This window comes from Bacteroides faecalis (assembly GCF_003865075.1).
In the GTDB taxonomy this organism is placed as follows: Bacteria; Bacteroidota; Bacteroidia; order Bacteroidales; family Bacteroidaceae; genus Bacteroides; species Bacteroides faecalis.
In genome coordinates, this window is record NZ_BHWB01000001.1 from 14,279 (window position 1) to 34,132 (window position 19,854).

General features: G+C 36.8%; 18 protein-coding genes, 1 tRNA gene and 3 pseudogenes. 16 read left to right on the forward strand and 6 right to left on the reverse strand.

What is annotated here, in order from left to right; translation table 11 throughout:
* Positions 1-31 precede the first annotated feature (31 nt).
* Entirely contained in the window at positions 32-760 is a 729-nt protein-coding gene (recO, locus tag EJF25_RS00060) for a DNA repair protein RecO (protein WP_125039506.1), read from the reverse strand.
* 236 nt (positions 761-996) lie between these two features.
* Between recO and EJF25_RS26415 the strand changes: the two genes are divergently transcribed.
* From EJF25_RS26415 to EJF25_RS24750, 12 genes are all read left to right on the forward strand, one after another.
* The gene (locus tag EJF25_RS26415) at positions 997-1,227 is read left to right on the forward strand and encodes a DUF4062 domain-containing protein (RefSeq protein WP_370685682.1); all 231 of its coding nucleotides are present in this window, start codon (positions 997-999) and stop codon (positions 1,225-1,227) included.
* A gap of 113 nt (positions 1,228-1,340) precedes the next feature.
* Positions 1,341-1,619 carry a hypothetical protein gene (locus tag EJF25_RS00070; RefSeq protein WP_125039508.1) on the forward strand — a complete coding sequence of 93 codons (279 nt, stop codon included), beginning with the start codon at positions 1,341-1,343 and terminating at the stop codon, positions 1,617-1,619.
* Between the two features lie 72 nt (positions 1,620-1,691).
* Positions 1,692-1,943, forward strand: coding sequence for a P-loop NTPase family protein (locus tag EJF25_RS00075; protein ID WP_125039509.1), 252 nt, complete (start codon positions 1,692-1,694; stop codon positions 1,941-1,943).
* Between the two features lie 95 nt (positions 1,944-2,038).
* On the forward strand, positions 2,039-2,746 hold the full coding sequence (locus EJF25_RS00080) for a hypothetical protein (protein ID WP_125039510.1): 708 nt from the start codon (positions 2,039-2,041) through the stop codon (positions 2,744-2,746).
* Entirely contained in the window at positions 2,667-4,058 is a 1,392-nt protein-coding gene (locus EJF25_RS00085; RefSeq protein WP_125039511.1) for a hypothetical protein, read from the forward strand. The genes EJF25_RS00080 and EJF25_RS00085 overlap by 80 nt, the downstream gene beginning before the upstream one ends.
* Positions 4,059-4,274: 216 nt before the next feature.
* A complete protein-coding gene (locus tag EJF25_RS00090) occupies positions 4,275-4,847 on the forward strand; it encodes a hypothetical protein (RefSeq protein WP_125039512.1) in 573 nt (190 codons plus the stop codon).
* A complete protein-coding gene (locus EJF25_RS26420; protein ID WP_160119347.1) occupies positions 4,832-5,032 on the forward strand; it encodes a WG repeat-containing protein in 201 nt (66 codons plus the stop codon). The genes EJF25_RS00090 and EJF25_RS26420 overlap by 16 nt, the downstream gene beginning before the upstream one ends.
* A gap of 300 nt (positions 5,033-5,332) precedes the next feature.
* A tRNA-Glu gene (locus tag EJF25_RS00100) sits at positions 5,333-5,404 on the forward strand.
* A 41-nt stretch (positions 5,405-5,445) separates the two neighbouring features.
* On the forward strand, positions 5,446-5,700 hold the full coding sequence (gene rpsT / locus EJF25_RS00105; RefSeq protein WP_077152561.1) for a 30S ribosomal protein S20: 255 nt from the start codon (positions 5,446-5,448) through the stop codon (positions 5,698-5,700).
* A 199-nt stretch (positions 5,701-5,899) separates the two neighbouring features.
* Positions 5,900-7,858: a DNA topoisomerase (ATP-hydrolyzing) subunit B gene (gyrB, locus tag EJF25_RS00110; protein WP_125039513.1), complete on the forward strand. Its 1,959-nt coding sequence runs from the start codon at positions 5,900-5,902 to the stop codon at positions 7,856-7,858.
* A 625-nt stretch (positions 7,859-8,483) separates the two neighbouring features.
* Positions 8,484-8,624, forward strand: coding sequence for a hypothetical protein (locus tag EJF25_RS25260; RefSeq protein ID WP_235016655.1), 141 nt, complete (start codon positions 8,484-8,486; stop codon positions 8,622-8,624).
* Positions 8,625-8,769: 145 nt separating this feature from the next.
* A complete protein-coding gene (locus tag EJF25_RS24750) occupies positions 8,770-8,934 on the forward strand; it encodes a pepsin/retropepsin-like aspartic protease family protein (RefSeq protein WP_160119348.1) in 165 nt (54 codons plus the stop codon).
* A 593-nt stretch (positions 8,935-9,527) separates the two neighbouring features.
* On the opposite strand, the gene EJF25_RS00120 is transcribed toward EJF25_RS24750, so the two are convergent.
* Positions 9,528-10,109: a DUF3109 family protein gene (locus EJF25_RS00120; RefSeq protein WP_125039515.1), complete on the reverse strand. Its 582-nt coding sequence runs from the start codon at positions 10,107-10,109 to the stop codon at positions 9,528-9,530.
* A 259-nt stretch (positions 10,110-10,368) separates the two neighbouring features.
* Between EJF25_RS00120 and EJF25_RS00125 the strand changes: the two genes are divergently transcribed.
* Positions 10,369-10,878: an NADase-type glycan-binding domain-containing protein gene (locus EJF25_RS00125; protein ID WP_441381682.1), complete on the forward strand. Its 510-nt coding sequence runs from the start codon at positions 10,369-10,371 to the stop codon at positions 10,876-10,878.
* A gap of 79 nt (positions 10,879-10,957) precedes the next feature.
* Here EJF25_RS00125 and gpmI read toward each other — a convergent pair whose 3' ends face one another.
* Positions 10,958-12,472: a 2,3-bisphosphoglycerate-independent phosphoglycerate mutase gene (gene gpmI, locus EJF25_RS00130; RefSeq protein WP_125039517.1), complete on the reverse strand. Its 1,515-nt coding sequence runs from the start codon at positions 12,470-12,472 to the stop codon at positions 10,958-10,960.
* Positions 12,473-12,633: 161 nt separating this feature from the next.
* Here gpmI and EJF25_RS00135 point away from each other — a divergent pair.
* Together EJF25_RS00135 and EJF25_RS00140 are read left to right on the forward strand one after the other, a co-directional pair.
* Positions 12,634-15,084 (forward strand): annotated as a pseudogene (locus EJF25_RS00135) (TlpA family protein disulfide reductase).
* Positions 15,085-15,352: 268 nt separating this feature from the next.
* Entirely contained in the window at positions 15,353-16,282 is a 930-nt protein-coding gene (locus EJF25_RS00140; protein ID WP_125039518.1) for a magnesium transporter CorA family protein, read from the forward strand.
* A 168-nt stretch (positions 16,283-16,450) separates the two neighbouring features.
* On the opposite strand, the pseudogene EJF25_RS00145 reads toward EJF25_RS00140, so the two are convergent.
* Positions 16,451-17,686, reverse strand: a pseudogene (locus EJF25_RS00145) (DUF5723 family protein); the annotation flags it as partial.
* Positions 17,687-17,745: 59 nt separating this feature from the next.
* Between EJF25_RS00145 and EJF25_RS00150 the strand changes: the two are divergent.
* Entirely contained in the window at positions 17,746-18,654 is a 909-nt protein-coding gene (locus EJF25_RS00150; protein WP_005807145.1) for an IS1595-like element ISBbi1 family transposase, read from the forward strand.
* A gap of 14 nt (positions 18,655-18,668) precedes the next feature.
* Here EJF25_RS00150 and EJF25_RS00155 read toward each other — a convergent pair.
* Both EJF25_RS00155 and rnhB read right to left on the reverse strand, forming a co-directional pair.
* A pseudogene (locus EJF25_RS00155) lies at positions 18,669-18,977 on the reverse strand (DUF5723 family protein); the annotation flags it as partial.
* Positions 18,978-19,149: 172 nt separating this feature from the next.
* Entirely contained in the window at positions 19,150-19,752 is a 603-nt protein-coding gene (gene rnhB / locus EJF25_RS00160; RefSeq protein ID WP_125039519.1) for a ribonuclease HII, read from the reverse strand.
* Positions 19,753-19,854: the final 102 nt, after the last annotated feature.

Consider the following 19,854-nt stretch of genomic DNA (forward strand, 5'->3'; position numbering starts at 1 on the left):
TATCCGGGAATAAATACCTCTTCACGTCTAATTAATCAAAAAGTTCCTTCAATACTTCCAAAGATTTCAATGCCGGAAAATCCGATAGATGTAAGCGATAATAATCATTTATGATTGTCAGGCAACGGATACGCTCTGTACGGTTCATACCAAAAAGATGCATCGTATCATAGTTCATACGCATCAGCTGACGGAGCCGTCCTGCTTCTTCCGGATTAATATAAAAAGAATGTAACTGAGGACGCGTAGAAATAAAACAAGCATTCAACAAATCGAAATAATCGCCCATATGATAATCTTCGAGATTTGGGTAAAGCCCCAGAAAACGGGAAAGACGCATCAAAAATACTAAATGGAAATTGGCAAAGCCATCTCTACACTCATCCAACCATATAACCGAATGTTCCAAATAGGCAAACAACGGGCGGTTCTCTGCTTCTTCCCGTACTGCACGATAAAGAAATTCAGCCAAAAAAAGAGCCATCGAGGATTTATACGGATCATATGGAATAGAGGAAAAAGGATAGAAAGATTTTGCTTCTTTAATACGATAAAGTGTGGCATTCGGACGATAATCAGCCTCAAACTCAATAAAAGCCAGTGGCTGGAATAATACAGACTTGACCGCTGCTTTACGCGAACGTGGCACTGCCACTAAAAAGGAAGCTCTTCCAGATAACTCAGTATATATATCTACAATAATAGAAGTATCATTGTATTTAAGCGTGTGTAGAACTATTCCTCTTGTTTTTTGCAGCATAAGCTCATTGTTATAAATAAAACCATGTGAGCAAAGTTAATATTAAAATTTTGGTTGCCCTTATTCTCTAATAAAATTTGTCCGGTTTATGTAGGATTAGATAATATTCAATAAATAATCTCATATTTTTATGTAACTTGCCAAAGTTAATCAATGAAACAAGAGAAATATTATCATTTCATCTTTATTTATATTAAAAGAACAATCTGAAAAGCGAAAAAGTCATTACCATCTTTATAAGTAGCACTTTCAACGATATGCAAGCGGAACGTGATTATATACGAAAATTTGTTTTGCCCAGATTAGAACATGAATTAGCTCGCACTAACATCATCCTTCAAATAACCGATTTACGCTGGGGAGTAGATACCCGAAGCGTTGAAGAGAACCAACGCGAAGCAACCGTTCTCCACGTCTGCTTAAATGCTATACGAAATACACGTCCATTTTTCATCAGATTAATATAGGCGACAGATATGGTTGGATTCCAGACAACAGTCGTTGGACATCTATTCTAAACACACTAAAGCCAGAAGAGAAGTCTCTCCTTGGAGAAACGAGTGGAAAAAGTGTAACCGAAATGGAAATTGTATTCGGAGCCATTGGCAATTCACAAGTATTACCACACAGTTTATTCTTTTTCCGTTCCGAAAATTCCTACAAAAATATTCCCAAAAATAAGTTAGCACTTCTACGAGATGAATGCTCTTCTTCCCCACAACAAAAGATTAAGGCAACAAAACTTAAAACGCTTAAACAAAGAATCAAAGATACTTGTATAGCTAATAATTATGAAAACAATTTGTTTGAGGTATACAGTAAATTGGGATGTAGAGAAGGAAACATTCTCCCAACTTGAGAATTCGGTGATAGACTTTATAATGCATTACTAAGAGAAATAAAAGAAGAAATAGATGATGCTGATTATCAAATGACTTTTTCCCCACTTTGGCAAGAAGAAAATACACTGGAATCGTTTATCATTGATAAAACAAAATATTTCAAAGGACGACAAAAACTGATTGAAAAATTAGAAAAATTCTTATTACATAAAGCTTCGGCATCGGACATTTTGAATGAAACAAAAGGATACATTCTGACAGGATTTTCCGGTTGTGGAAAAAGTGCAGTGTTTAGTATGCTATGCCGTCATCTAGAAGCATTAAAGGAAGAAAAAAACTAGTTATTTTATCACACTCAGCAGGCATCACTCCCTCTTCTATTTCAATAGAGGAAACGCTTGAAAGATGGTGCAATAACATACAATCGGTTTTAGGCATGCCCCATAAAAAGGGAAACTCTCAGTATTTTACTCAGCTAATTGTACGTCTTCAAATGAAAGGTTACCAACCTATAATATTGATTGATTCATTAGATAGTTTTCTACCATCACACATTTTAAACAGATTCCATCTTCTTCCGGATAATATTCCTTGTTTTTGTACATCACTTCCGGAAGTAATTCCTCCAGTCTTAGTACAAAAGATGAAATTCAAAGTAATGAATATAGATTCTCCAACAGAACAAGAGGCACGAATGGTCATCACAGAAGTTATGAAGAAGAACAATAAACAATTCCCCGAACTGTTAGTAGAAGAATTATTAGCTTTAAAAGACGAGAAAGAAATTCCTTCGTATTCCTCTCCTTTATGGTTACAAATGTGTCTATCCATTCTGTTAGAGCTTGGTGAAGAAGATTTTAAAGCGATACATCGGGAACAGTTGGAACAGGAAGATGAAAAGATTGAAGCTTTCTTGCTAAAAACAATAAAAGGGTTCCCAACAGATGTCAATGGATTATTCCAGCAATTACTGCAATTAACTTATCATTACTTCAATAAAGATCTATCTCAGGAGATACTAAGTCTTATCCGCTTTATCACGATTTGGCATCAACGAGAAAGATATGGAATGTTTGCTGGGCACTCGTTGGAATGCTCTGGAATTTGCAAACCTTCAATGCTGGATGAGACACTTTATCAATAATAACTTTTACAAGAGCTGGAACTTCTCACATAATAAGTTACGGGAAAGCATGTTGCAATCCGACCCTGAATATATTCGCAACATACAGCAAAAGCTATTTGATTATTTATTAGAAAAAACAGAAGAAAATAAAGATTCACTTAAAGAATTGATTTATCAGTGTATAATGAATAAAGAATTCGAACAATTCTATTATTTCATTTATCAAAGATACGAATATGATTACATTGAAGATATAATAAATAATTGGTTATTAGTAGAGTACCCTGAGGACACATTTGCCTTTATAGAACAATTCATAACTCATTATACAAAAGAAGAAGCCAACGAATGGTTGGCTTATATCATAAAAAATTTGATTTACGATGGTAGAAGAAATTCAGAAAGCAGACAATACACCCAAGCCCGCCAACTTATTGATATGGGATTAAGTTTATATCCTAAAGAAAAATTAATTGAAGGAAATGATAGCATATTGAGGAATTATTTCGTTTTATGCGAAATGGATTCAGAATATTATGCCAGTATCAATCAATCACTTGAATGCAAAAGAATTCTTGAAGAAGCATCTGGTATTTTTTCCATCAATAGAATAAAATACCAAGCGACCTTTCTCAATGCGAATTTTGAATGTACCTATTTCTATTGTTGGAATAATTATATTCATATTCTTTATATGCAACAAAACAAAGAAGATTATAACAACATGTTCAATCAATTCTTCCAAGAATTATTATGGTTTTATGACCATCAGGAAATCAATCAATACACACCTATTTCTATAAGATTCAATTTATTTAATCAATACATACGCCCGTTTGTCCGATATGAACTAATGACTAATAAACAGAAAATTGACTATTCTCAAAAGTTCCAAGAAAAAATAATGCTTTGGAAAGACTATCTAACAAAAGAATTACGAAAAACAGATGATTTTGCAAAATGTATATTGAAAACATTAAAACACTATGTAGCATTCTTTGAAGAAAAACAATACAATCCGACCCCTCTCATCAATTTCATTATAGATAATAGTTATAGAATGGGAAATATTAGTTTTCTCGATATTCTCAAGAGTTCATCCACCCAAATGAATATACCAGAAACAAGGAATCAGATTGAAAACCTAATAATACAAGAAAAGTATGAAGCCAAATTCACTATTGAAGAATATAAAGGAGAAGATGAAGATTTTAATATAGATGATATAGAAATTAATGATGCCAACGAAATAGAAAGTGATAAGGAATCTTTCAAAGAGGAAGAGATCTCCGATGTATCTAAAGAAATTTGTAAAACGGAAAAATATTAGGAAGAATGTATCGCATCATTTGATTGGGATGATACCGAACTCTTTATCGATCCAGAAATATTACATAATTTCTATAAACACTTTATATACCTTGCATCCCTATATTTCTATGACAAAAAAGATCAAAAGGGATTGGCTACCTTAAACTTATTATCATCATTACTCATCAAGAAGTCACTTTATATAGCTGATAACTATGTAGTGAACAAGGATAAAATGAAAGATTCAATAGATTTAAGTAGCCAATATGAAAAGTTGGGTTACCATCAAGAATGTAGAAACTTACTCGAAATCATATGCCAAAAGATCTATCCGAGTTTTCTACATCATATAGATCATGAACAAGTAAAGATTCCCTTTATTCGCCTAATACATTGGTATGAAAATCATCAACTCGTCAAAGAAAGCTTTGATCTCCAGAAAAAGTTATTTGAACTAACATATAGGCATTTTAAAGAGTATGCATATTATTCTCACAATCAAGCCAATAATGATTTATATTATGCTTCACAAGTCTATAAATATCTTCTCGATGATTATGAATGTGCAAAAGAAACAGAGAAGGCAAAAATTCTAAAAATAAAATGGGCTGAGCTAATCCAAATCAGCCAAATTAAATCTATCAAAGATAAAAAGCTGACACGTTATCAACACATTCGGCCTATGCACGAGAATATGAGAGCAGTAGCTATTAAAACTACCCAAAATAGAATTTGGAATAATTCGAGATGGAATTTTATTAATAAGAACAACAAAAGATTCTTAACCAAGAGTTGTACAATGATGTAGGCAATTTCCATGAAGGACTAGCCTGGATTTGCTCCGGTGATTCTAATGCATATTATGGATTCAAAGGACTTCAATTTGGTTTTATAGACCAAACAGGGAAGATTATTATTCCAATGACTTATGATGACGCTACCTCATTTTATAACGGAAAAGCATTAGTCTATCAAAAAAAATGTTCTATATAAATAAAGAAGGACAATGGATAGAAGACTTCTAACTTAGACAAGTTATAATATAATAAGGTAGGAGTACAATCTATTATTATATATTTTTCGAATGAGAGAAATATATAATATAAGAGTAAAAACTGATATTACCCTGATTTTCAATAGACATAGCTATACAACAAACAAAATAGCAACATAATATCAAAAAAAAATCTATTAATTATTTGTCAGTTTCAAAAAAGTTCATACCTTTGCATCCGCAATCGAGAAACAACCTCTGCTTCGAGAAAGCAAACTGCAGAAATGCAACAATAGGATGGCCCGTTCGTCTATCGGTTAGGACGCAAGATTTTCATTCTTGAAAGGGGGGTTCGACTCCCCCACGGGCTACAAGTTAAAAGAATAAAGAACTAAAAAATAGATTAGTCGAGATGGCAAATCACAAATCATCGCTGAAAAGAATCAGACAAGAAGAGACTAGAAGACTTCACAACAGATATTATGGTAAAACCATGAGAAACGCTGTTAGAAAACTTCGTGCAACTACAGATAAAGCAGAAGCAGTTGCAATGTATCCAGGCATTACAAAGATGTTGGATAAATTAGCCAAGACAAATGTTATTCACAAAAACAAGGCTAATAATCTGAAATCTAAGCTGGCTCTTTATATCAATAAGCTCGCTTAATAATAGAAATTAAATAATTCTATAATAGCACTCAGGCTGAACTTTTAAGTTCGGCCTTTTGTATTTTAAGACATTCAAGATCAAGACTATCTCACAAAAAGAGAATCCACACATATTCTTTATTTTTCACCTTTCATTCTTCGCCAAATCGACATTTTTCACTATATTTGCTCTGTTATTATAACTTAGAAAGGTAATTATGAGCGAAGAACAAATCACTCCCAATAACGGGTCATATTCTGCGGATAGTATCCAAGTATTGGAAGGTCTCGAAGCAGTAAGAAAACGCCCTGCGATGTACATTGGTGACATCAGCGTCAAGGGTCTTCATCATTTGGTATACGAAATCGTTGACAACTCTATTGACGAAGCATTGGCCGGCTATTGCGACCACATTGAAGTAACTATCAATGAAGATAATTCAATCACAGTTCAGGACAACGGACGTGGTATCCCAGTCGATTATCATGAAAAAGAGAAAAAGTCGGCATTGGAAGTAGCCATGACTGTGTTGCACGCTGGAGGTAAATTCGACAAAGGTTCGTATAAAGTATCCGGGGGGTTGCATGGTGTAGGTATGTCTTGTGTGAACGCACTGTCTACGCACATGACTACACAAGTATTCCGTAATGGGAAAATCTATCAGCAGGAATACGAAATTGGTAAACCGCTTTATTCTGTGAAGGAAGTCGGCATTTCCGAGATTACAGGTACTCGTCAGCAATTCTGGCCGGACGATACTATCTTTACTGAAACAGTATATGACTATAAGATTCTTGCAGCCCGTTTGCGTGAATTAGCTTACTTGAATGCAGGTCTTCGCATTTCTTTGACCGACCGCCGGGTAGTGAATGAAGACGGCAACTTCAAGAGTGAAAATTTCCATTCGGAAGAAGGCTTGAGAGAATTCGTACGTTTTATCGAATCCTCACGTGAACATTTGATCAATGATGTTATCTATCTGAATTCAGAGAAGCAGGGAATTCCTATTGAGGTAGCAATCATGTACAATACCGGATTTTCGGAAAATGTACATTCCTATGTCAATAATATCAATACCATTGAAGGTGGTACACATCTTGCGGGTTTCCGTCGTGCGCTGACCCGTACATTGAAAAAATATGCAGAGGATAGCAAAATGTTGGAAAAAGTAAAAGTCGAGATCTCAGGAGATGACTTCCGCGAAGGACTGACTGCTGTTATTTCTGTAAAAGTAGCTGAACCACAGTTTGAAGGACAGACCAAAACTAAGTTGGGAAACAACGAAGTAATGGGAGCAGTAGACCAAGCTGTAGGCGAAGTTCTAGCTTACTATCTGGAAGAACATCCAAAGGAAGCCAAAACGATTGTAGACAAAGTGATTCTGGCAGCTACTGCACGCCATGCTGCAAGAAAAGCACGCGAGATGGTACAGCGCAAGTCTCCAATGTCCGGAGGTGGTTTGCCTGGTAAACTTGCTGACTGTTCGGACAAGGATCCTTCAAAATGTGAGTTATTCCTTGTCGAGGGTGATTCGGCAGGTGGTACTGCTAAACAAGGACGCAACCGTATGTTCCAAGCTATCCTTCCACTACGTGGTAAAATCCTTAATGTGGAAAAAGCGATGTACCACAAAGCTTTGGAAAGCGATGAAATTCGTAACATATATACAGCTTTAGGTGTTACAATCGGTACAGAGGACGATAGCAAAGCTGCCAATATCGACAAGCTACGCTATCACAAGATTATCATCATGACCGATGCCGACGTCGATGGTTCTCACATCGACACACTAATCATGACGTTCTTCTTCCGTTATATGCCTCAAATCATTCAGAATGGCTATCTTTATATTGCTACTCCCCCGCTCTATCTTTGCAAAAAAGGTAAAGTAGAAGAATATTGTTGGACAGACTCACAACGCCAAAAATTCATCGACACCTATGGTGGTGGTTCAGAGAATGCAATCCACACACAGCGATACAAAGGTTTGGGTGAGATGAATGCTCAACAATTATGGGAGACAACCATGGATCCGGAAAACCGTATGCTGAAACAAGTAAATATAGATAATGCTGCAGAAGCCGACTATGTTTTCTCTATGCTGATGGGTGAAGACGTAGGACCACGCCGCGAATTTATAGAAGAAAATGCAACGTATGCAAATATCGATGCATAATTCAGATAATACGTTTTTATAAACCAACCTCACATCTTACAACGAAGAAACGCCGGTAAATAAAGGAAAATCCTTTGTACTGGCGTTTTTCTTTCATTTTTAGCCGACTTTTCCTTAATAACATCTAATGTTTAAAGATTTTTCCAATCCGATTCACTATATTAGACGCCAACAAACGATAACGCCAATGAAAACGACCAATCCATTATTAAAAAAAATAAGACTCTTCCTAATCGTCTTGGCATCCTGTATCATAGCAACCTGCATTTTCCTCATTATTATTCATCCGAAAGTTTGGATAACACCGACATGTCTCATCATAGCTATGATATTTTTATTAGTAATTCAATATAAAATCAAGCATAATCATTCACGCAAATGAGAAAAGTATTATTTATTATAGTACTGCTATTAAATATAATAATACTTCTTCATGCCCAACAAGCTGATGAGAAAATAGGAAGCCGATCAAGCTAAAAGGCTCGAATTACAGCAAGAATATGGTATTTATAAAGACTCCTTGCCTCCCTTTATTCATGATTTTGCGAGCAATCTCCTTAACTATTACTTTAATGAACCGGATGCACTTGAGGAATTGAGCAACATGATGAATAAACATGGACAAATGCTAGATTACAGTAGCCAATTGAGTTATGATCATTTCATACATTCCTGCTATGCTCGAATGGGACAAAATAAGGCAGCGACAACCGTACTATCTGATATTATGAAACAATTGGAAGGCCATTTAGACGAAAACATGTAGTTGGAATATACTGATATGCTAAAATCATACCAAGTTTTGGCTAACGAAGGAGAGATCCTGCAAGTCCAACGCCCGAATAAAAATGTGATCATTCCTATCACAGTCTATAGCGTAGGGAAATATGCACAAAAAGCGATTCACCTAAATGCCCCCAATTAATGTGGATACTGGAGCCGGACATAGTGTAGTTAGCCCTGAAATGGCGAAAGAATGTAACGTGCGAATCATTAGAGACAGTATAAGTGTTAGTGGACTAAAAATAGGTTACGGACAACTAGCAATAGCCGACACATTAGTATTAGTGAAATAACAATTCACAAAGTACCCTTCCTAGTTAGTACTGAATATGAAAACAAATAATACAGCAGACTCCTTTATGATTAGTCTAAAAAGCCTTATAGGAGCTAATTTGCTAGTCCGATTAGAAGAAATCAATATTAATCTTGATGCTCTACAAATAAAAACACCTCAAAAAACTACCCCCAACCCATTCGGACATTCTAACTTAAGATTCAATAATGAACACTTATGGACAATAGAGGTAACGAATGGGAGCGAAAATTTATCGATGCATTTTAACTGTGGAGCTTACCGAAAGTTCTTTAATCGGAAAATATTTTAAAGAACATCAGAATCTAATAGAGCAAACAGGATACAGTAAGAATCGTAGGATTTGGAGGTATAATGAAAAAGGATATATAAGCTACCGAATTTCTGCATTTCTATTGATTCACTTAAAGTATGTATCCCCGAGATTTTGGTATATACAGATAATGATGTTCCCAACGCAGTAATGGACGAAGACGACTGGTTCGGAATGGATTTATTCTATTCACACGAAAGTATCTTAATAAATATAAAAGACATGTATGTGAGAAGCACTCCCAAGAAACAAACTGATAGTTAAATCAGATGCTGTTTCTTCAGTTCTTCTACAGCTATTTCCAGTTCTTGATACCACTCTGCTCCAAATTTACGGATCAAAGGTTCCTTTAAAAACTGATAGATAGCCACATTCTCTTTTTTTCCTAACAAGACAGCTGCTTTACACACATCCCAACGATGATAATTAACAGCTTTATATGGACCGTAATCACCAATCCGAATAGGATAAAGATGGCAAGATATCGGTTTATAGAAATCTGTTTTTCCTTCACGATAAGCCTTCTCGATAGCACAGTAGCAATAACCTTTATCATTATAACAAGTAAAAACACAGTCTTTACCATTAACGATAGAGGTTACCAGATCCCCTTCCTCATCCGTATAAACGATTCCCTGTTTTTCAATCATCGCACGTGCTTCAGGAGCCAGTTCATCCCAAATTATAGGCAATACCTCCTCTAACTTTTCCACTTCATCCAATTCTACTGGCGCACCAGCATCTCCTTCAATGCAACATTCGCCTTTACAAGCATCCAAATTACAAAGAAATTTATCACGGAGTACATCCAAGCTCACTACTACATTATCTATCTGAATCATATCATCTTTTAATTGAACGTGCAAAAATAAGAAAAAGTAGCAAAAGAGTTTTTTAAAATCCTATATTTGTATTTATTAAACTTCAAAAACCTTTGCTTATGAGAGCGCTATTGTCTCCTCTAACTGCTGACAAAACTGGAAAGAACTATCTCCCAAATTAGGAGAAACTATCGACCTAAGTAGTGAAGGAGAGAAGAAATTTCTTCAAGAACTCAAAAGTGAAGAGTTTGTTGATGGAAAAGAGAACTACTGGGATATTATCGGAGTAAGATATAGTTTCTATTGCGCTTGCAGACTGGGAGAACTGTCAACCTCTTCTGAATTGAAACCTCAACATGGAATATCTTACCGGGCTGAAAATGCTCATGACCTCAGTTATCGGACAGCTTGGATTGAAGGAATTCCAGGATATGGAGTTGGAAAATATCTTGTTTACCGTTTTCCTCCCGAAAACCCACATATTACCAATGTTATTGTTATCAACAGATACACCAAATCGGACAAAGGATGGCGAGAAAACTCACGTGTCAAAAAGCTCAAGATGTATGTAAACGGACAGCCATATGCAATACTTAATCTAAAAGATAGCAAACAAGAACAGATATTTAGTGTAAAGCCAATAGGACATGGAAATCGCACAGATCATAAGGAACTAAGTAAAATGTCAGATAGAGTACTCAAATTCGAATTAGCAGAAGTTTATCCAGGAGAGAAATACGATGACACAGCTATTTCTGAGATATACTTTGACGGAATTGATCACTATTAAAAGATTTTGATCATCATTAAAAAATAAAGGCTGTCTCCGCTACACGTAAGACAGCCTTTAGCTATTATCTATTGAGATATTATTTAATCAATACATCACCATTCATATCAGCTGGCATCTCCAGACCCATTATCTTCAAGATAGTTGGCGCAACATCAGCCAGACGACCGTTTTCTACTTTCGCAGCCTTATTTTCTGTTACATAAACACAAGGAACAGGATTCAGAGAGTGAGCAGTGTTCGGAGTGCCATCTTCGTTCAAAGCACGATCAGCATTACCATGGTCGGCAATGATAATTGCTTCATAACCTTGTGCCTTAGCAGCTTCAATTACGTCCTTCACACAAGCATCTACAGCAACAACTGCTTTTTCAATTGCCTCATAAATTCCAGTATGCCCCACCATATCACCATTAGCAAAATTTACTACGATGAAATCATATTTGTTTTCATTAATGGCAGCTACCAATTTATCTTTCACTTCATAAGCACTCATTTCCGGCTTCAAATCATAAGTAGCAACTTTCGGAGACGGAACAAGGATACGATCTTCTTTTTCGAATGGAGTTTCGCGGCCACCATTGAAGAAGAATGTAACGTGCGCATACTTTTCTGTTTCCGCAATGTGCAACTGGCTCAATCCCTTTGAAGATAGATATTCGCCCAATGTATTCGCTACATTTTCCTTATCAAACAAGATATGAACACCCTTAAAAGAAGCGTCATACGGAGTCATACAATAATATTGCAAACCCGGAATAGTGTGCATACCTACTTCCGGCATATCCTGTTGAGTCAATACAACTGTCAATTCTTTTGCACGATCGTTACGGTAGTTGAAGAAGATTACTACATCACCTTCTTTGATTGTACCATCACAATTAGCATTTACAATCGGCTTGATAAATTCGTCAGTAACACCCTCATCATAAGATTCTTGCATAGCTTGAACCATATCAGTTACTTTCCTACCTTGACCGTTTACCAACAAGTCATACGCTTCTTTCACACGTTCCCAACGTTTGTCGCGATCCATTGCATAGTAACGACCAATGATAGAAGCAACTTTACCAGCAGACTTTTCACAATGTGCAGAAAGTTCTTCAATAAAGCCTTTACCACTCTTCGGATCGGTATCACGACCGTCCATGAAACAATGAATGAAAGTATTTTCGATATTATATTCTTTAGCGATATCGCAAAGTTTGAATAAGTGAACCATTGAGCTATGTACTCCACCGTTAGAAGTCAACCCCATGAAGTGTATGTTCTTTCCGTTTTCTTTTGCATAAGAAAAAGCAGAAACGATTTCCGGATTCTTCAAAATACTACCGTCAGCACATGCACGATTGATTTTCACCAAATCCTGATAAACCACACGTCCGGCACCAATATTCAAATGACCTACTTCCGAGTTACCCATCTGTCCATCGGGCAGGCCAACATTTTCACCGCTTGCCTGAAGTTGAGAATGAGGATAATTATTCATTAGATAATCCCAGTAAGGAGTGGGAGTGTTGAAGATTACGTCGTCTTTCTTTTGGTCGCCTAATCCCCAACCATCGAGGATCATTAAAAGGGCTTTCTTGCTCATACTATTTTAATATTTAAATTATCACTCTGATTTTCGGGTGCAAAGGTACAAAAAAGTTAATTATACAAACGTTTAATCTATGTTAAGTTACAAGATGCAAAAGTACTAATCTATCAATATTTTCCTTTCTTTGTAAAATTGCCACTAAATAAATCAATATTATGAAAATGACTTTGTTATACCTTCTATTATTGTTATCAGGAATGCTACCTGCACAAACAATTGATAATCCTTCCTTCAAAGCCCGTACCGGAAGTAGATCCAACATCACGCGTATTGAACGAACCTCTGAAAGCACTCGTCTATATATACATGCTATCTTCCGCCCCCATTGGTGGATTAGAGAAGATGGAGACAATTATCTGGAAGACGCAGTAACCGGCAAGAGGTTTTTCTTTAAAGGTGCAGAAGGTATCGAGCTAAAAAAAGAAGTTTATATGCCCGCTTCCGGAGAAATGGATTATGTACTAATCTTTGATCCGTTACCTAAAGAAACACAAATCATACATTACCTCGACCCGAGTTCCTCAGAAGGAAATACTTATGACATCAACTTGGTTCCACCAAAGAAGAAAAAGACTTCTCCTTTAGAAAGCATTAAAGGAAATTGGTATAAAACAGATTCTTCTAACGCTTGGGAATATGGTATATATGATTCTCTTACCATTATGAATAACCGTATCTACGTCAATCAAAGTATCCGTAAAAAAGGAAAACGGATAGAAATGGTAGTAAAGGATAAAAAAGACGGAAATACAAGTACTCTTTTGATCAGTCCGCAAAAAGACGGAAGTTGCCAAATACAAGTAAATGGAACAGGCGAAGGTATATATACCAGACAATTAAGACCTATCCGAACAATAGCAGCCGATACAGGGTACAGCGATTTCTTCCATACAGATACTACTTATTTGCAGGGATATATTAATGGATATGACTCTCGCTTAGGATTCGAAACAGGACTTATTTATTTCTCCAATAAAATCAACCGTAAAGATTATCCGACAGTAGTACAAATTCATCCTGACGGAAGTTTCGAATGTAAGTTTATCATTCACCATCCTATATCGCAATCCATAACAATCGGTAATAACTGGCTACCCTTCTATATTGAACCCGGTCAGACGCTTACCATGTATATCGATTGGGAAGATCTACTGGCACGTAGTCGTGCGCGCGACCGTAATTTCCCAATTAAAAACACTGCTTACATGGGTCCGTCAGCCTCTTTATCATATCTGGCAAAAGATTGTAATTCTTTGATTTCTTATAATTACGAAGACATGTATAAATCACAAAAAGAACTGACTCCCAACCAATATAAAGAGCATATTCAGCCTTTTATTTCTCAATGGGAACATATAGCCGATTCATTGATCCAGATTTATCAACCTTCAAAGAAAGCAGTACGCCAAATAGAAAACAAAGTAAAATTGACAACAGGAACTGTCCTTTATGAATTCCTATTAAATAGAGATTATTATGCTAAAGAAGATACTACTAATAAAGCTTTAAAAGTTCAAGCAGATAATACTTATTTTAGTTTCCTGAATGACATGCCGCTCAATGATATAACAGCACTAATAGAATCTTCAGATTGTAGCATATTCATTAACCGGTTTGAGTATATGGACCCTTTCAGAGAGACATACGGTTCTACAACTCCTCAAGGGAACTATATAACATCCACCTATCCCAAGAAACCGATTCTGTCTTTCCTCAAAGAAAAAGGAGTTAAGTTAAATGCCGACCAAGAAACGATCAGAAAGCGACATGAGTCATTAGCTGGGAAAAAAGTAACTATATCATTAAAAGAAATAGAAGAAGAAAATAAAAAACTAGGAAAATTGTACGAAGATGAAAAAGGACTTATTGACGAATATTTTACGTTACAGGAACAAATTGAAGAATCTCAGGAAGACAGAGATAAATCAAAAGTAGAAGACCAACTGGAGGAACTACATAGGAAAGATTCCATACTCGCTTCATTGTACAAAGAACCCAATCCGTTACTTTGGCAAGTAGCCAAAATACGTGCACTACGCTACAGCCTACAATCTATAAGTACCAAGTAAATAGCCAACCAATACATAGATGAATTCAAAAAGCAACTCACTCTTCCTTATCTAGCTATGGAAGCAGAACGGATATTGGAAAGCACTCATCCGGAGAAAGAGGAAAAATCCTATCAATTACCTGACGGAAAGGCAGCTGATATATTCCGCAACATTATTAAAAATCACCCGAACAAAGTATTATTTGTTGATTTTTGGGCTACTAGCTGTGGACCATGTCGAAGAGGAATTGAGGCTACTGCTAACTTACGTAAGATATATAAAAATCATCCAGAATTTCAGTTCATCTACATTACAGGTGCAAAAGAGTCTCCAAGAAAAGCTTACGAAGAGTATGTGGAGAAGAACCTGAAAGGAGAAGCAAGTTATTATGTCACCGATACAGAATATAACTACTTGCGCGAATTATTCCACTTCAATGGTATCCCACATTATGAGCTGGTTGAAAAGGACGGAAGTATTTCCCGAGATAATCAACATAGCTATACCATTCAGAATTATTTAGAAAATCGTTTCGGAATACCTAAAGAAGAATAACCAATAAATAGACTCTATCTTCACAAGTGATCTTCTAAAGTTTCGAAGAGATAGAAATGGAAAAGAGTAAATAAAAACAAATCCTAAAAAAGCGGTGCAAAGTCGAAACTCTTAAATGTTTTCCGTACTTTTGCATCGCTTTAAAATAAAATGATAGAATATGGACGATTCAAACCCACGAACGTGCACAATTAGTATTAATTAAAGCGACAGAGTCATTGAACGCTAATGCCTCTGCTCGTGTAAACAAACGAAAGGAGGCAATAAGATGAGAAAATATCTTTATTGTGAAGCCGGCTTTGTGGAAAAGGCACAATGGCTCCCCAACAGCTGGGTAAATGTAGTATGCCCGGACAATGATGACTTTGAGTTTCTGACTCAAACCCTGAAAGTTCCCGAATCATTCCTGACCGACATCGCCGATACAGATGAGCGTCCACGTACCGAAACAGAAGGTAACTGGTTACTAACCATTCTCCGTATTCCGGTACAGGACAAATTAAATGGAAATCTTCCCTTCAGTACAGTGCCTATCGGCATTATTACCAATGATGAGATTATCGTATCCGTCTGCTATTATAATACAGACTTACTGCCAGACTTTATCGAACACACTCGTAGAAAAGGTATCGAAGTGCGCAACAAACTTGACTTGATTCTCCGCCTTATTTATTCCTCTTCCGTATGGTTTCTGAAATATCTGAAACAAATCAACCTGGATATCACAGCCGCAGAAAAGGAATTGGAGAGAAGTATACGTAATGAAGACCTTCTACGTTTAATGAGGTTACAGAAAACATTAGTTTACTTCAATACCTCTATTCGTGGCAACGAAGTAATGATCGGAAAACTACAAAGTATTTTTCAAGACACTAATTATCTGGATAAAGACTTGGTCGAAGACGTGATTATCGAACTGAAGCAGGCACTTAATACAGTGAATATTTATAGCGACATTCTTACCGGCACTATGGATGCATTTGCTTCCATCATATCCAACAATGTGAATGCTATCATGAAGCGAATGACCAGCATATCTATTACCCTGATGCTTCCTACATTAATAGCCAGTTTCTATGGTATGAATGTGGATATTCATCTTGAAAATACGCCACATGCATTTGCTCTCATTATCCTTTGTTCAGTTATGTTGTCGGCATTATCATTCGTGATCTTCCGGAAAATTAAATGGTTTTAGAGTCAGACTCTTCATTCACTAAAAAGAATCATTGCTAAGTTATCAAAAAGATAACAGCCTGTCATCAGAGTTTCTTTAACAAGACTTTTGATGACAGGCTGCAAAATTATACGTTTTTCCTCAATAGAGAATATTAAAAAGAGAATGTTTAAGAGAGAGAAATTATATTTATCCTTCTTTATTGAATTTCTTTCCGCCTAATGGAATGGATATTCCAACAAATCCATTTACAGCATTAGAGTTCTTTCCTAAGAACATATAGTCAGTTCCGACAAACAATGGACCTAGTTTCAGACCAAGTCCAAATGATTTACCAGCCGATTGGATAGCTGAATAACTTAGCGCTACATTAAACCAACTCTTCGGACGATAATTTGCAGAAAGGGTGACTTCTGTAAGTGCATCAGGCTGTACAAAACGAGTGGTAGACAATACACCCAGTCCCAGTTTATTATCAAAGAATCCATACTCAGCTCCCAATACAAGAGTAGATGCCAAACGAGATTTACGAGACTTCTGCGCATCTTCCGTTCTAAGTTGCAACATCTCATAGTCAAGCACATCACCGCTTGTCACACGATCCATATAACCATCCGCATCACTTTGCAATTGATTAACAGCACCTAAGATAGTAGTCGGATCATTTGCATCAATCATTTTCGTATATGTACTACCTTTTATGTCAATACCCGACGAGTTAGCGGAAGCTATCTTCGTAGCATTCTTCGACCAAGAAATAAAACCTAAATCAAGAATAGAAGCTGACACAGTCAGATTATCCCAAATCTTATAAGAAGCTCCCAAATCAATGCCGAAACCATAACCTGCGATTCCCAAATCTTTGCTTTCAAACTCAAAATCACTGATATAATCTTGTCCCTCTTCTTCGACCAAATTCAATCCTTTGAAAGAACTCTCCAGAGTAGCACCTACAGTCAGATTTGCATGATAAGCATCAAACTCATTTTTCAGTTGCTGGATCTTTTCCTGAGTATTATAGTTACTCATCAAATAATCAACATCTTGCAATTGATTAATACGTTGATCTGTCGGCAAATTAGCACTCATTGCCACCCTACTTAGTTTCAAATCCATATTACCAATACCCAGCAATGCTTTTACCCTTCCACCAACTGTCAGACGGCTATTAATCTGACGTGAAAGTCCCAATCCAACCTCAGTGTAAGCTTGAATGTTCAATTGCTGACCACTAATATCATAAGCACTGTTTCTCCATTTATCCTCAAACGTCTCTATTTCATTCAGAAAAGAAAACATAGACTTTGTAAGATTCGCACCAATATCTGTACGAAGCCCTACATTGAACGACCAAAAGTTCTTGCCACTATACCATCCGGCAGAAAGAATCTCTGTACTAAAGTTCACATTCAATTTATTATTATCTGATTCTCCGCAAACACACCTAATATTTTTAGTATATTAGCGCTCAAAAAGCAGGGATTATGAACATATTCAGTTTTACGGCTCATTTCGGTTCGGAGGAAGATTGTCGTTTGCATTTCAAGGAGCAGCGTGATAAGGAAGGGGTTGTCTGCAAGCGATGCGGGGGCACTTCCCATTATTGGTTACAGGGTAAATGGAGTTATGAATGCAAAGGTTGCCGTTTCCGCACCTCGTTGCGCAGCGGTACGATCATGGAGAGCTCCAAGCTGCCGTTTCTGGTGTGGTACAAAACGATGTTCCTGATGAGTTGCACAAAAAAGGGATTCTCCACCAACGAACTCCAGAAGCAATTAGGATTGAAGCGTTACGAACCGGTATGGGCGATGGTACACAAACTCCGCAGGGCGATGGGCAACCGGGATGCAAGGTATACACTGGAAGGGATGATAGAACTGGATGAGGGTTACTTTTCGGTGGCCAGTAAGGAAATCGAGCGAGGCAAGGGTACACGTGGCCGGGGAGCCGAGGGAAAGCAGAACGTTGCGGTGATGGCCGAAAGCACCCCGTTGGAAGATATCGAAACGGGCAAAAAGGAGAAGCATGTGCGTTATTTCAAGGCCAGGGTACTGGATAGCCATCAAAGTGAAGGAATCAACGGCGTGGTCAGGGACTGCATGGAGGATGATGCCATCGTATTTTCGGACAAAAGCACTTCTTACGTTGACATCTCCGATCTGGTGGAATTGCACGTCACCGAGAAATCAGACGCCAAAACCACCAAGGAAACACTCAAATGGGTGCATATCGCAATCAGTAATGCAAAACGGACATTGCTGGGCAACTACCATAAAATCAAAAGGAAATACTTACAGTTGTATCTCAACGAGTTTATTTACAAATTAAACAGACGGTATTTTGGAGACAAACTCTTTGACAGACTAGTAATTGCGAATATAACAGGTGCATAAACGGATAATCAGATATTATTATTTTTCAAACGTCCCAAAAAATCCGGATTAGTGTAAAAGTCATCCCCGTCATCAATAATATCAATGATGTCTTGATAACCTAAAGATGTAGAACTTACAGTTGCATTCATCGCACCGATAATAGGGAGATTAAAATATCCTTTAGTCGGTGCCAATGCCGGATTCAGTTGTTGGCGATAATGTGTACCTTCCATAAAATAAGAAGTGCGTAAAAACTGTGCATTTACAGGCAAAGCGCCAATCAGCATAATTATAAATACTCCAACGAGTCTCACACAGAAAAGTAGTTTGTTTGATGTCATGATTTAAATCTTTTTTTATTCTTGTTACTGTTTGCAAATATATAGCATTTCGATAACAAATAAAAGCACTAAACAACATTTTTTTAGCGCAAAAAGGATTTAAAGGCCCATTTTTAAGACATAATCGTACATTAATTGCAAAAATATGTAGAATATATTTCTACATTCATCTCTAGAATTTTAAACTTAACTGACCATCGCCAAGGAGATTGAAGGTCATCCGATGGTAAGGGGTCGTACCACGTTCGGCGATAGCTGCTCGATGTTTCTTTGTTGGGTAACCTTTATTGTGGTCCCAATCATAATAAGGGTATTTTTCGTGAAGATCATTCATATAATCATCTCTATATGTTTTTGCCAGAATAGAAGCTGCAGCAATCGAAAGATATTTTCCATCCCCTTTCACTACAGTGGTATGTGGGATATCCGGATATTTATTGAAACGGTTTCCGTCAACTAATAAATGTTGGGGACGGATTGACAATTGATCAATAGCACGATGCATAGCTAAAAAAGAAGCTCGCAAGATATTTATTTCATCTATCTCTTCAGGTGTAACTACTCCCACTGCCCAAGCAACAGCTTCCTTTTCTATCACCGTACGAAGTGCATACCGTTGCTTTTCAGTCAGTTGTTTCGAGTCGTTCAATAATTCATTCTCAAAGTCTTTTGGAAGTATTACGGCAGCGGCATAAACAGATCCAGCCAAGCAACCACGACCAGCCTCATCGCATCCTGCCTCTATCAGTTCTTTATTTAAATAAGGTAATAACATTGCACATTTCTTTTATGGTATCAAAGATATTGAAAAAGTGGGAATCTTAACGGCAATCTTTCTTAAAAGAATAATTTATCTTCATTTATAAAATAGAAGACC

Excerpts from the sequence above, each read along its gene's own strand:
- recO (WP_125039506.1), bottom strand. The coding sequence starts at position 760 with ATGCTGCAAAAAACAAGAGGAATAGTTCTACACACGCTTAAATACAAT.
- EJF25_RS00070 (WP_125039508.1), top strand. The coding sequence starts at position 1,341 with ATGGAAATTGTATTCGGAGCCATTGGCAATTCACAAGTATTACCACAC.
- EJF25_RS00075 (WP_125039509.1), top strand. The coding sequence starts at position 1,692 with ATGACTTTTTCCCCACTTTGGCAAGAAGAAAATACACTGGAATCGTTT.
- EJF25_RS00080 (WP_125039510.1), top strand. The coding sequence starts at position 2,039 with ATGCCCCATAAAAAGGGAAACTCTCAGTATTTTACTCAGCTAATTGTA.
- EJF25_RS00085 (WP_125039511.1), top strand. The coding sequence starts at position 2,667 with ATGGAATGTTTGCTGGGCACTCGTTGGAATGCTCTGGAATTTGCAAAC.
- EJF25_RS00090 (WP_125039512.1), top strand. The coding sequence starts at position 4,275 with ATGAAAGATTCAATAGATTTAAGTAGCCAATATGAAAAGTTGGGTTAC.
- rpsT (WP_077152561.1), top strand. The coding sequence starts at position 5,446 with ATGGCAAATCACAAATCATCGCTGAAAAGAATCAGACAAGAAGAGACT.
- gyrB (WP_125039513.1), top strand. The coding sequence starts at position 5,900 with ATGAGCGAAGAACAAATCACTCCCAATAACGGGTCATATTCTGCGGAT.
- EJF25_RS25260 (WP_235016655.1), top strand. The coding sequence starts at position 8,484 with ATGCTAGATTACAGTAGCCAATTGAGTTATGATCATTTCATACATTCC.
- EJF25_RS24750 (WP_160119348.1), top strand. The coding sequence starts at position 8,770 with ATGCCCCCAATTAATGTGGATACTGGAGCCGGACATAGTGTAGTTAGC.
- EJF25_RS00120 (WP_125039515.1), bottom strand. The coding sequence starts at position 10,109 with ATGATTCAGATAGATAATGTAGTAGTGAGCTTGGATGTACTCCGTGAT.
- gpmI (WP_125039517.1), bottom strand. The coding sequence starts at position 12,472 with ATGAGCAAGAAAGCCCTTTTAATGATCCTCGATGGTTGGGGATTAGGC.
- EJF25_RS00140 (WP_125039518.1), top strand. The coding sequence starts at position 15,353 with ATGAGAAAATATCTTTATTGTGAAGCCGGCTTTGTGGAAAAGGCACAA.
- EJF25_RS00150 (WP_005807145.1), top strand. The coding sequence starts at position 17,746 with ATGAACATATTCAGTTTTACGGCTCATTTCGGTTCGGAGGAAGATTGT.
- rnhB (WP_125039519.1), bottom strand. The coding sequence starts at position 19,752 with ATGTTATTACCTTATTTAAATAAAGAACTGATAGAGGCAGGATGCGAT.